The organism is Brevibacillus daliensis, assembly GCF_021245735.1.
Taxonomy (GTDB): Bacteria; Bacillota; Bacilli; order Brevibacillales; family Brevibacillaceae; genus Brevibacillus_B; species Brevibacillus_B daliensis.
On the sequence record NZ_JAJISB010000029.1, the window covers coordinates 37870 to 51333 of the forward strand.

8 protein-coding genes are annotated in these 13464 nt (G+C 39.3%); all 8 read left to right on the plus strand.

All coding sequences use genetic code 11. From position 1 onward, the window contains the following. Window positions 1-110 precede the first annotated feature (110 nt). The 8 genes from LM917_RS18345 to LM917_RS18380 all read left to right on the plus strand — a co-directional run bounded on the left by LM917_RS18345 (window position 111) and on the right by LM917_RS18380 (window position 13448). The gene (locus LM917_RS18345; RefSeq protein ID WP_232699149.1) at window positions 111-815 is read left to right on the plus strand and encodes an ABC transporter ATP-binding protein; all 705 of its coding nucleotides are present in this window, start codon (window positions 111-113) and stop codon (window positions 813-815) included. A 2-nt stretch (window positions 816-817) separates the two neighbouring features. Continuing rightward, entirely contained in the window at window positions 818-3142 is a 2325-nt protein-coding gene (locus LM917_RS18350) for an ABC transporter permease (RefSeq protein WP_232699217.1), read from the plus strand. A 111-nt stretch (window positions 3143-3253) separates the two neighbouring features. Continuing rightward, a complete protein-coding gene (locus LM917_RS18355) occupies window positions 3254-9076 on the plus strand; it encodes a type I polyketide synthase (protein ID WP_232699150.1) in 5823 nt (1940 codons plus the stop codon). A gap of 40 nt (window positions 9077-9116) precedes the next feature. Beyond that, the gene (locus tag LM917_RS18360) at window positions 9117-9842 is read left to right on the plus strand and encodes a thioesterase II family protein (RefSeq protein ID WP_232699152.1); all 726 of its coding nucleotides are present in this window, start codon (window positions 9117-9119) and stop codon (window positions 9840-9842) included. Beyond that, window positions 9823-10773, plus strand: coding sequence for an ACP S-malonyltransferase (locus LM917_RS18365; protein WP_232699154.1), 951 nt, complete (start codon window positions 9823-9825; stop codon window positions 10771-10773). The genes LM917_RS18360 and LM917_RS18365 overlap by 20 nt, the downstream gene beginning before the upstream one ends. Window positions 10774-10804: 31 nt before the next feature. Then, complete coding sequence (locus tag LM917_RS18370; RefSeq protein ID WP_232699156.1) at window positions 10805-11053, plus strand: acyl carrier protein; 249 nt, start codon at window positions 10805-10807, stop codon at window positions 11051-11053. A gap of 48 nt (window positions 11054-11101) precedes the next feature. Then, window positions 11102-11974 (plus strand): 3-hydroxyacyl-CoA dehydrogenase family protein, encoded by an 873-nt coding sequence (locus LM917_RS18375; RefSeq protein WP_232699157.1) that lies wholly within the window; start codon window positions 11102-11104, stop codon window positions 11972-11974. Window positions 11975-12197: 223 nt separating this feature from the next. Then, entirely contained in the window at window positions 12198-13448 is a 1251-nt protein-coding gene (locus tag LM917_RS18380; RefSeq protein ID WP_232699158.1) for an MFS transporter, read from the plus strand. The last annotated feature ends 16 nt before the right edge of the window (window positions 13449-13464 follow it).

Genomic DNA, 13464 nt, shown 5'->3' on the forward strand with positions numbered 1-13464 from the left:
TGGGGGTATAAATGGAACAACAGCGTTTATTTCAAATCTTAGAACTCAATGGCACATTACAGAATGACAATATGGTAATAAACGAAAAATTGGCTATGGAGATGTAAGAAGTGAAAAAACTAATCGAATTCACAAACGTAACGAAAGAATACAAAGTAGGAGAAGTGACGATCAAGGCCCTTGCTGGTGTTGATTTTTCCATATCAGAGGGAGAATTCGTCGTTGTCTTGGGTGCTAGTGGTGCCGGTAAAAGTACAATTCTGAATATCCTTGGCGGTATGGATACGGCTACTACAGGCCAAGTGTCTGTTGGTGATCAAGAAATCACAAGGTTCAACGAAAAAAAATTAACCGAATATCGCGGTGAGAAGGTTGGCTTTGTATTTCAATTCTATAACTTAATTCCGAATTTAAACGCGTTAGAGAATGTTGAATTTGCCACGGAAGTATGTAAAAACCATCTGGATGCTAAAGATATTTTATATAAGGTTGGATTAAAGGACCGTATCAGGAACTTCCCTTCCCAACTCTCTGGAGGAGAACAACAACGCGTTGCGATCGCGAGAGCTGTTGCCAAAAATCCGTTGCTTTTACTCTGTGATGAACCAACTGGAGCTTTGGATTATGTTACAGGGAAGTCCGTCTTAAAGCTTCTTCAAGACTTGAACAAGGAAACGAAGAAGTGTGTTGTTTTGGTCACACATAACTCCGCGATTGCTCCTATGGCGGATAAAATTATTAAGGTGAAAAGTGGAAGGATCGAAAGCGTTACGATGAATCATAACAAACAGAGTGTTGAACGGATCGAGTGGTAATGATGAAGTTATTATTAAAATTGTTAAGGGATATAAAACTATCGATCGGGCAATTTATCGCCTTTGTGTTGGTTATCACAGTGGGCGCTTTTTTCTATGCGGGGCTGGTCACGTTAAGCGATAATCTTAGCGCTTATACGAAGGCTTACTATAAAGAGCATAATTTAAGCGACTTGAATGTCTATTACAGCCAAATTTCCAAGCAGGACGTGGCGGGGTTAAGTGAAATCCAAGGTATAAAGAAAATCGAAGGACGGTACACCTTGGATGCGACGCAAGCTTTTGAAGATACGAAAGCTACCTTAAAGATTCATTCGATCCCTGTAAACAACGAAATCAATACGTCTAAACTGATTGAGGGCAAGATTCCGTTACAAAAGGATGAAATCTTGCTAGATTCCCATTATGCCAAGGAGCATCAGTACCAGGTCGGTGATCAAATTCAGATAAGTGTGAATGACAAGAATATGACGTTCACCATTAGCGGCTTGGGCGAGAATGTGGAATATGCCAAAAAGAACGCAATCCAAGACCATAAATCCTTCGGCATAGCGTATATAACTGAAGTGGCCATCCCTCAAATTGCAGGCGGCTTTTACTATAATGAAATCTTGATCGACGCCGAGGAAGGTTACGATATTAACCAATTAGGCCAATCAATAGAAGCACAATCTAAAGAATTCTCCTATGTAAGCCAAATTAGTAAAGAGCGGATGTTCAGTTATTCTCAACTACAACAAACGATCCATAACAATAACTTGATGAGCAAGGTTATCCCATTGGTTCTCTTTATAATCGAAGCGATAATTCTATTCCTTACCATGTCGCGGATCATTGATTCTCAACGAAATCAAGTAGGTATCATGAAGGCGTTGGGTATAAAAAACAGAAACATCATGCTTCATTATATGGGATATCCTGTGCTGGTAGGGATCACAGGCTCCATTTTAGGTTGTCTCCTTGCCACTAATGTATTTATTCCAATGATAAGAGCGTCGAATGCGAAAGCCTACGCGCTACCTGACATTATGTTCTCCCTATCCTTAACTTCTGTGATTCCACCTATCCTTTTCTCGAGTGCGTTTGGAATCCTGTCCTGCTACTTAAGTGGCAGAGCCATCCTACAAGAACGTGCAGCTCAGGCGATGCGTCCTAAACCGCCTAAGAAGATGCAGAAGCTGCTCATCGAAAGAATTCCGGGCCTCTGGAGTCATATTTCCTACAACTACAAAATCATTTTGAGAAATATATTTTTAAATAAATCAAAAGCGATAGCAAGCTCCGTTGGTGTTGTAGTGAGCACGGTTTTATTGATTACTGCTTTTGGTACGATGACATCTTTACAAAAAGTAGCTGACCAGATTGAAGAGGTGAATACCTATGATTTAAGAGTCGATTATAAGAAAGGAACAGCTCCGGATACGTTACAACTACCTAACGGCATTAAAAGTAGTTATGATTTATCCACCTTTCCCGTGGAATTCATAAAAGGTAATGATAACAAAAATGTAACCTTAGTTGTTACGGAAAAAGAAAACAATCTCATTCATTTCTTCGATGAAAATGCTAATCGGGTTGCATTGGAAGACGGTGGTGTGCTTGTACCCAAATCATATGCCGACAACTATCAGATTGCAGAAGGGGATATCATCCAAATCAAGTTCACCGGACCAGAGTTTGCTAATAAAACGATCGATATGAAGGTTTTACAAATATCCAACCAGTATTCGAACCCATCGTTTTATAGCACGCCAGCGTATCTCGAGAGTTTGGGCATCAAGTACAATCCAACCTCGCTTTTAGTGGAAGCTAGCAGCGCTACAGAACTTACAAGTGTTCGCAGTTTCTTCGAACAAGATCAACAGGTAGAAACAATCGCAGATAAGGATGATTTAAAGGCATCGGCTCAATATATTTTGAAGCAAAATAGTTTTATCTTTATCATGTTTATCATTTGTGCCGTCGTTCTTTCCTTTGGCGCCATCTATACGATATCTTCCATAAACATTTATGAAAGGAATCGTGAGCTGGCCACACTAAAGGTATTAGGCTATCCCAAGCATAAAATAAACCGGCTTATCTTCTTTGAGAACATCATACTCACCACTTTTGCGGTTCTTGTAGCATTACCGATTAGTGGTTATATGTATACCCTAGTAGTTAAGTCACTGTCGAGCGCCCATCAGCAAATTCCGAATCAATTAAGTCTGTTTGTCATGGTAATAGCTGTCATTCTTGCATTCGTGCTCACCATTCTCTCGAGCTTACTGCTTCGGAGAAAAGTGTCACGAATCAATATGATTGAATCCTTGAAAAGTGTAGAGTAGCGGAGAAACAGCCTTACGTTCTTTTGGAACTCAAGGCTGTTTTTTATATGTATCAAGAAATGAGTAATCGCTGAAAAGGAAAGAAAGGAACCTTTAAGGAGATGAGACAAAATGAGTTCAGAGAAAACGTTTACAAAACCTGAGATTATCGCGTTTTTAGCAGAATTAGTAGAAGAAATTTTGGATGAAAAAGTTGTGAATTATAATGAGCCATTTATCAGTTTAGGATTGGTATCGGTTGATATACCACTATTTACGAAAAAAGTATCGAACCAATTTGGAGTTGATATCGAAGTAGCATCGATATTTGAACATTCCAACATCAACCTGTATGCGGACTTTTTATTTAACACATTAAACAAAGTAGAAGAATATGCAGAAAATGATGAGGATACGGGTAGAGACAAAGGAGAAAATAATTCTCAGGAAGATGTAGCGATTGTAGGGATTAGCTGTCGCTTTCCAGGGGGAGCCAATAGTCCTGAGGAATATTGGGATGTTTTAATTAATGGGATTAACGGGATTTGTGATATGCCTGAGGACCGATGGGATGTAGATAACTATTTCAGTGCTGACAAAGAAGAGCCTGGAAAAATGTATTCTAGAAAAGGCGGATTTTTGAACGTACCCATTGATCGTTTTGACCAGAAGTTTTTTAATATATCGCCCAAAGAAGCCAAGTCATTGGATCCACAACAACGATTGCTGCTTGAGTTGACATGGGAGGCTTTTGAAAATGGAGGCATCAATATTGCGCAGCATTATGGAAGCAACACTGGTGTATATATTGGTATAGCAGGAGAAGAATATTCGTTTGCCCACTATAAATCAGGAGATTTAAGTAAGATAGATGCCTATTCGCTTACAGGGACAACGTTTAGTACGGCTTGTGGCAGAATATCTTATACGTTTGGATTTGAAGGGCCATCCTTTTGTGTGGATACGGCATGCTCTTCCTCCCTTACGGCACTTCATTTGGCCTGCAGAGCCATTAAATCTGGTGAGGTAGATACCGCAGTCGTGGGTGCCGTGAATTTGATGGTTTCACCAGCAGTTCATGTATGCTTCTCAAAGCTAGAAGCCATATCCACTGACGGGCAAAGCAAAAGCTTTGATGCTGCTGCAAACGGATATGGACGAGGTGAAGGTGGCGGGGTACTGATCTTAAAACGCCTTCGCGACGCAATAAAGAATAACGATAATATACTTGGTATCATAAGAGGTACTGCGATCAATCAAGATGGCAAGAGCAACGGATTAACGGCACCTAATGGTTTAGCTCAAGAGAAAGTAATTACTAAAGCGCTAAAAGATGCTAGATTGGATTATTCCGATATTGATTATATGGAAATGCACGGAACCGGTACAAAGCTGGGTGATCCTATTGAGGTAAAGGCTGTTGTTAACACTTATGGCAAAGACAGAGCTATGGACCATCCTCTTCAGATTGGTTCTGTTAAATCAAATATTGGGCATTTAGAAGCGGCAGCAGGAGTGGCTAGTATTATAAAGGTGCTATTAGCGTTCAAAAACGAGGTAATACCTGCGAATTTGAACTTTAATGAGCCTAACCCTTTTATCCCTTGGGAGAAATCACCGATATCCGTTATTGCAGAAAATAGGGCTTGGAAAAGCGATGGTAGATTAAGAAGAGTGGGCGTAAACGGATTTGGCTTTGGTGGCTCCAATGCCCACATTATCTTAGAAGAGCCGCCAAAGAAAGAAACACCACCTACAAAAGATACGGATCCCATCTCTATCGTAAAAATATCAGCCAAAAGTGATAAGTCACTATATGAAAATATTAAAAGCAATCTTGAATACTTGAAGAAAAATCCTCAGATCCCTATTAAAGATTATGCTTATACCAATAACAAGGCCAAGGTTGATTTTACTTACAGGTTTACTGCTTCTGGTAAAAACCGAGAGGAATTAATGAACAGGCTGCAAGCCTATTTGGATACGAACAACAAAGTTGGAATTTCAACGAGGCATAATGAAAAGATCGATTTGCATCAGGAAACAAAGCTGGTGTTCCTGTTTACAGGACAAGGATCTCAGTACTTAGGCATGGGGAAAGAACTGTACGATCACAATCCTTCGTTTAAATTAGCTTTTGACGAATGTGATCAATTGTTTGAGCCTTATGTAAATAAATCGTTAGTCGACATGATCTATAGCGATAAATATTCCAGCAAAGACATTGGAAGAACCCTCTATGCACAGCCTTTGATATTTTCAATTGAGTATGCATTACTAAAGTTCTGGGAAAGCGTGGGGGTTACTCCGGAAACCGTCCTGGGCCATAGTATAGGTGAATATACGGCAGCAGTCGCAGCAGGCATATTGAGTCTTGACGATGCTGTGAAACTGGTTGCGCTTCGAGGTCGATTAATGGATTCAGCTCCGGGCAAAGGTGCGATGTCTGCTATTTATACGAATAAAGCTACGATTGAAGCTTTACTAAAGGGCTATGAGGATAAGCTATCTATTGCCCTGCATAATGCGGAAGAAAGTATCGTCATATCCGGAGAGCTGGATGCTGTTGAGGAAGTTTCTAAAGAAGCGGAAAACAGAAAAATAAAAGTAAATAGATTGCATGTATCTCATGCATTCCATTCCCATCTTATGATTCCGATATTGGAACCATTTAGAGAAGTTGCGAAGAATGAGGTGGAATTTAAATATAGCAAGCTGCCTTATATATCGGCTACCCTCGGCAGAGCTGTGGAAAAAGAAGAATTATTAGACGCTGACTATTGGACGAATCATATCAAAGATAAAGTTGATTTTTATCATGCATTATCTCAATTAAAGGATGTACACAATACCATATTCCTCGAAATTGGAGCAAACAATACATTATGCTCACTTGGGAAGCTCATCCTTAATGAAGAGAAGATGTTGGTAAACTCACTGGATATGAAGAAAAATGCATGGGAGCAAATCACGCATTGCCTGGGAGAATTGTATTGCCGTGGCGTAACCATTCATTGGGAAGGGCTCGAGACAAGCTTTGATCGTGACTACAATCGTGTAGCATTGCCTGCGTATGTGTTTGATAGAGAATCTTATTGGATGCAGCCAGTATGCTCTCATGAAGACAACGTGCCCGCTATTGCAAGTAAGGATTATCATCCGCTCATTGGGCAGAGAATCAGTACCCCTTATTTTAAAAATGGAACCATATATCAGAGCACTTATACCATGGAAAATCCGTATTTTATGCAAGAACATATTATTTTCGATACGGCGATAGCTCCTGCTGCTGCCCACATGTCCATGCTTGTATCGATCGCTAAAGAATTTCGAAATCCGTTAAGCTGTACGATATCTAATGTGGAATTTCATGCCCCCCTAACAGCTATACAAGACGAAAAGCGGGTCGTGCAATTTCTTATCGAAGATACGAATCAAGATCAAATGAAATTTGAACTTGTAAGTACAGAGAAGCAATCACAGCATGAGAATTGGATTAAACATTGCAAGGGCAATATTGTGATGTCCCAGGGACATGAGCATGAGAAGCGTGTGTCGATCGACGAGTTAAAAGACAGGTATCCTGAAGTAACATCTGGAGTTAATGCTTATGATGTGATGAAAAAGTTTGGGTTTAAATTAGGAGATGGCTTTACACGAATTTCGAAAGTGTGGAAAGGTGAAGCTGAAGGAGTCTGCTTTATTGACCCCAAAAAGGACATTCCCGATGTGAAAGATTATATCGTCTACGCTGGTACCATAGACTCTATCTTCCAATCTGTATTTTTTGTTTCCGAATTGAGTATGCGGATGGATTCGCAGAGTGAGGAGTATACATTAAAGACGGCTATTCCCATATCGTTAGGTAAATTAAAGTATTACTACAGAGACGCTGGGAGCTTCTGGTGCCATATTAAGGTAGATGATTCTCAACAATCTGGGGTAGTGGGCGATATCGATGTTTACAATGAAAAGGGAGAAATCGTATTTGAAATTGAACGTATCATGGCGAAGATAACAGAGCGAGATACCTTACTCAAAGAGTTAAATAGTAACAGCGATCGTATGCTCTATAACATGGAATGGATGGAAGCAACAAGAACAAGCAAAAATGTAAAAGCGAATGGAAATGAAAGAATTGTATTATTCGGAAATGACCCGGATATCGTTGATCAATTCCATGAAAAATTGAATAGCAATGGAATATCTTCGATACGAGTCATACAAGCAGATAAATATGTCGAGCATGAGAATGATCTATTTTTTATGTCGTACACCAATAAACACGATGTTAAGAAGCTTCTGAAGAGTATCGCGAGTCGATATGAAAAAGAAAAATGTAAGCTAATCTATATAAGCACAACGGATGAGGCCAAGCTAAATCATCTACATGCAGAAGATTTATTGAGTACAGTGGAAAAGGAATGCAGTGGTTTATTGTACCTTGTACAATCCATAACAGAATTAAATTACTCACATAAAATGGCAATCAAAGTAATAACGAATAATGTACATCAGGTAGATGGCGTAGCTACATCTCTCTATCAAGCTCCATTATGGGGATTTACCGAGGTCATTAGGCTCGAGCATACGCCGTTGTGGGATGGCATTATTGATACGGATCTCCATATGTTGAATAACCATATCGATGAGATGATCAACGAAATCATGCATGGAGAAGATAAACAGGTTGTGCTCAGGGATCACCGTAAGAGGTATATTCCTAGGCTGATTCGAAACTCCAAGAGCCGTGCTAGCAAAGAGGATCTCACGATTCGGATCGATGAAGAAGCCGCATATATGATCACAGGCGGGACCGGAACAATAGGTCAAATCTATGCTGAGTATCTGATCGAACAGGGTGCTAAAAACATCGTATTATTAAGTAGAAGTCAAGCTTCGGGCACATTGCTTGAAACCGTGAACTCGTGGAAGGAAAAAGGTGTCCAGATCATCGTTGAAAAGGCTGATGTGAGTAACGAAGCTGACGTAATCGAAGTAGTACAAAAACTGAAACAGAACAACATGAAGATTAAAGGTGTCGTTCATGCAGCCGGAATCATTGAAGATAAGATGATAAAAGATCAAACTTGGAACAGCTTTGAAAACGTATTCAAAACAAAGGTAGGGGGAACCTATCACTTACATCATGCCTTAAAAGATGAGAGCTTGGATTTCTTTGTTATGATGTCATCTATTTCTTCGGTAGTGGGGAATATGGGGCAAGCCAATTATGCAGCAGCCAATTATTTTATGAATATTTTTGCAGAATACAGAAGAAGTCTGGGAATGCCAGCAATGTCAATATGCTGGGGACCTTGGGAAGAAGCTGGAATGGCCACAAGTAACAGCAATATCTTAAAGAACATCGAGAATAAAGGACTTTATGGAATGTCGAAAGAGCTTGGAAAGAAAATGATTGACAAAGTATTTCATAAGGATCTTTCTTCAATCATTGTTGTCGATGCAAATTGGGAGTTATTTAGTCAGAGAACAGGTGTAGATGAAGTGACAGCGTTTTTAACGAATTTCATTACGAACACCCCTGTGCTCGGAGAACAAAGAGAAAATACAGCTGCTAAGGAAGATGTTGTCGCCAAACTGCAAGGTTTAAGCAAAACGGAGAGAAGTGAGTATTTATTAACCTTATTGCATAGAGCAGCAGCTAACATTATCGGATTTAATGATGTCAGTCAATTATCCATAGATAGTTCCTTTACAGAACAGGGAGTAGATTCCTTAATGATTTTCTCATTAAGGAACGAAATAAAAGCTCTATTACATGTACAAGTCGATATTTCCGTATTCTTCAACTATCCGTCTTTAAGAAAATTAAATGACTATTTATTAACTGAAGCTATGAGCTTTGAAGAGAAAGAAGAGAATGTCATCGCAGCCAGTGATGAAGAATCAGTAGATGATATTTTGTCTGAAATAAATTCCTTAATCAATTAAAGACGATTGTTTACTTGTTACTTCGGAGGAGAACGTGCCAATGAAATTGTTTTGTTTACCGTTTGCAGGTGGATCTAAGCGTGCCTATTCAAACTGGAATACATTCACTACTCACGCTATGGAAATAGAAGCTATCGAACTAAAGGGAAGGGGGGAGAGATTTGGTCATGGCTTTTATCAGGATATATCAGAAGCTGTAGACGATATTTATTCGATGATAAAAGATAAAATTAAGGAGGAAAAATATGCCCTATACGGTCATAGTATGGGGACGTTGTTGGCCTACGAGCTGTACTATAAAGTTTTAGCAGAAGGACATCAGAAGCCACAGCATATTTTTTTCTCAGGAAGACAATCACCCATTGTGCAGGATAATATGTATGTTAGTTTTACAATGTCTGATGATGAATTTATTACAAAAATAATTGCACTAGGAGGCATCCATGAGGAGCTGACTCAGTGTAAAGAATTAATGGAGTTTTATTTACCGATATTAAAAAATGACATCAGGATAATGGAAACCTATGAGTTTAAGGAAAGAACGGAAAAATTAAAATGTAATATATCTGTGTTGAATGGATTAGAAGATAAGATTGATAGTATCCAAAAGATTACATGGGATGATTTATGCGAACAAAAAAGCAAGTCCTATTATTTTACGGGCAGCCACTTTTTCATTAATGATCATGTCGATAAAATCGTAAAAATTATTGAAGACGAATTATGCCAGAATAATGAGGTTGGTCATGAACAAGTTAAGCAATAAAAAGCGGGCCTTTCTTTTTCAGGGTGTTGGAGCGGACTATCGAGATTTTTTGGACAGGTTTGATGAAGAACAGCTTGGTACCCTGAAGCAATACTGTTCGACTGTGAATGAGGAGATTGGGATAGATTTGTATGTCTATCTATTTAAACCTCATGATATGGAACATATGGAATACGACAAGATGTTCTATGATTGGATTGCCATTTATACATGTGATTATATTGTTTATCAGCAATATGTTGATTCCGGAATAAAACCTGCGATGATGGTAGGGTACAGTATGGGCTTGATCACCGCTATGGCGTGTGGCAAGTCCATTTCTTTTGCTGCTGGATTGCGAATGCTTGAAACGATATACGAATATCCCAAAGGTTATGCTGATTCATGCAGTATGGGGGTTATCGTAGGCAAGACATATTGTGAGATTCGCGATATCATTGCCAATTATTCAACGGATTATGACGTTTATATCGCTAGTGAAAATAATGATACCTGTCTCGTTATTTCAGGAATCAAGGACAGTGTTCATCAGGTTTTGAAAATCGCTGAGCAAGAGGGGGCTATAAAGGCCTCATTCATCAATACGCCATATGCGTTTCATTCTCCTTATGCAGCAAGGGGGATTGACATGTTCGTAAATCTGGTTGAGGAGACTCCCATTTCTAATGGAGAGATACCGATTTTATCCGTCTTTACTCAGACTGTCATCCAAAGTGCTTCTGATTTAAAGAATGAGCTTATCAAAAATATGGCAAGTCCCATGAATTGGAATTCCTCCATTCTAAAATTAGGTGAATGGGGAATAGACAGTTTTATTGAAGTTAGCTTGGATGATTCGCTTACTAAAATATCAAGGATCATCAATCTGGATTATGAATTTTTAACGTATAAAAAATTTATGCGATTAAAAAGCGCCCTGAGCGCCATGTAAGTAAAAAACTATCAAATAGAGGTGTATAACAATGGAAGAAATCAAAAACCGTACACGCGCATTTTTAAGTAAATTTATTAAAAGTAAGCAATTAGAAGATCACGATGATATTTTTGCCATTGGGGAAGTCAATTCTCTTTTTGCCATGCAGCTGGTTATGTTTATGGAAAAGGAGTTCGGTGTCGAAATCGATAACAATGACTTGGACTTAAACAATTTCAGGTCTATTCAAGCGATTTCTACGCTTATAGCGAGAAAAAGCGCTGCGGTAAGCCAATGAGATCAAGAACGATATGGTTTTCCAATATGATTTAGGGAGAGAAGAAACATGAAGGTCATTGGAGTCATTGGTGCAGGCGTTATGGGGACTGGAGTTGCACATAATTTTGCACTAGCAGGATACGACGTAATACTCGTTGATATTTCAGAAAATATTCTTAAGAAAGCCAAAGAGCAAATCGCCAACAACATTCGTTTTCAAGGGTTGTACAACAAAGATTTCATTGCGGAGAAGCCTGAAACCATTCTCAATCGAATATGCTTTACCGTTAATTATGACTTATTAAAGGATGCAGACTATGTCATTGAGAATGTGCCAGAAAAATGGGAGATTAAAAAAGACGTATATGTAACGCTTGATCGTATTTGCCCTGAGCATTGCATCTTTTCTGTTAACACCTCTTGTATTTCAATTACGAAAGTTGCTTCACTAACCAATAGGCCAACTAAAGTTATCGGCGCGCATTATATGAATCCGGTAATCATGAAACCGGTAGTAGAGGTTATCAAAGGTTTCCATACTTCGGAGGAAACCATTGAAGCTACTATTAATCTGCTCGCTACTTTGAATAAAGAGGCTATCATTGTTAACGACCTACCGGGATTTGTGTCCAATCGTATTTCTCATCTGATGATGAATGAGGCTGCGTTCGTCGTTCAAGATCAGGTTGCAGAGCCGAAGGATGTAGACGATGTATTTAAAAAGTGCTTTGGACACAAAATGGGACCACTTGAAACTGCTGATTTGATAGGCCTGGATACCGTCGTTCATTCACTCGATATTTTATACGAGAGCTATCAGGATTCGAAGTTTCGTTGCTGCCCGCATCTTCGGAAAATGGTAGAAGCAGGAACACACGGAAGGAAATCCGGACAAGGGTTTTATTCCTACCCGATGTACGAACACAGTTTAGTGCAATGACAATGATTTGGAGTGGAATAATGTCAAGCCCATTCAGGCGATTTTTACGCTCATAGCTAGTAAAAGCGCTGTGATAGGTCAATGAACTAAAGCTATTCGCAATTTTGCACGGAAAACAGGAATCAATAGGTCTAGAACAAGAGAATCGTGTTCGGTGAGTGAGCGGGTTGTTGCTCCAAACTGAGCGCGATTCTTTTTGTTTTAGTTCTCGACTGGAGGAAAAATGGAGAACACAAGCGAACCCAAAAAGCGGTTATGGTCAAAGAATTTCTTTTTGCTCTGGCAAGGACAGCTGGTTTCTACTTTAGGCGATTCCATCTATGAAATCGCCTTAACCTTTTGGATACTCTACGAAACAGGTTCACCAGGGTTGATGGGTGCACTGTTAGCGGCATCTATGCTTCCTAAAGTCCTCATATCTCCTTTTGCAGGCGTAATTGTAGATCGTACCGACAGAAGAAAAATGATTCTTTTAATGGATTTCATTCGTGGGGTATGTATTATTTTTGTGGGTGTTGCAGCCATTTTTGGATTTCTTGAAATTTGGATGGCTTTTGTTGCAGGGATTACGCTGGGCATATGCGCTGCATTTTTTAATCCTGCAGTCACATCAACGATCCCAGATATTGTTCCCTCGTCACAAATTGTACAGGCCAGTGCCAATTTAAGCATGTTACGTGCCTTTTCTCAAGTACTTGGACCTTCATCTGGCGGTGTGTTGTATCATGTCGTAGGCCCGCCAATTCTATTCTTATGTAATGGCATTTCCTATATCATTTCATTTATTCTCGCGCTTTTTATGAAAATTCCTAAGTCAACGAGTCAGGATCAGCAATATAATTTCTGGGAGGATATGAAGGACGGGTTTAGGTATATCTGGAAGATGAAAGGACTTAGAGACTTAATTGTTTTAGCGGGTTTTTTAAACTTCTTTGCAACGATAAGTATTGTATTGCTTGCACCGATGTTTAAAAATTCAGTGAATCTGGGAGAAGTAAAATACGGGATCGCTCTTGCCATTTTTACGCTAGGTATGCTCGCGGGAATGATTTTTACATCCGTATTTCGTATCAAGCCTGAAAATAAAAGTATGGTTTTTACTGTTTCAGGGCTGTTGCAAGGGATTGTTTTATCAACCGCAGTCTTGATGAACGATTTTATACTCATGGCCATTTGGTTATTTTTCGGTGGGATATGCAATGCAATTGTAAATGTACTGATCGAATCGACAGTACAACTAACGGTGACCCAGGAAATGAGGGGCAAGGTATCCTCAATAAAGGGAACTCTCACGATGGGACTTGCGCCGTTGGCCATGTTTATAGGAGGTCTGTTAGGCGAGTTTTTCCCGATAAAATACATTGTATTTTCAGGTTTTATAGCAATAACCATATTATTTATCCCCTTACTTTTCTTAAAATCCTTTAAAACTTTTATTCAGTACAATCCAGAAAAACAAAAAATGGAATTGTAATTACTAGTGGAAAAGG

Excerpts from the sequence above, each read along its gene's own strand:
- LM917_RS18350 (WP_232699217.1), top strand. The coding sequence starts at position 818 with ATGAAGTTATTATTAAAATTGTTAAGGGATATAAAACTATCGATCGGG.
- LM917_RS18355 (WP_232699150.1), top strand. The coding sequence starts at position 3,254 with ATGAGTTCAGAGAAAACGTTTACAAAACCTGAGATTATCGCGTTTTTA.
- LM917_RS18360 (WP_232699152.1), top strand. The coding sequence starts at position 9,117 with ATGAAATTGTTTTGTTTACCGTTTGCAGGTGGATCTAAGCGTGCCTAT.
- LM917_RS18365 (WP_232699154.1), top strand. The coding sequence starts at position 9,823 with ATGAACAAGTTAAGCAATAAAAAGCGGGCCTTTCTTTTTCAGGGTGTT.
- LM917_RS18370 (WP_232699156.1), top strand. The coding sequence starts at position 10,805 with ATGGAAGAAATCAAAAACCGTACACGCGCATTTTTAAGTAAATTTATT.
- LM917_RS18375 (WP_232699157.1), top strand. The coding sequence starts at position 11,102 with ATGAAGGTCATTGGAGTCATTGGTGCAGGCGTTATGGGGACTGGAGTT.
- LM917_RS18380 (WP_232699158.1), top strand. The coding sequence starts at position 12,198 with ATGGAGAACACAAGCGAACCCAAAAAGCGGTTATGGTCAAAGAATTTC.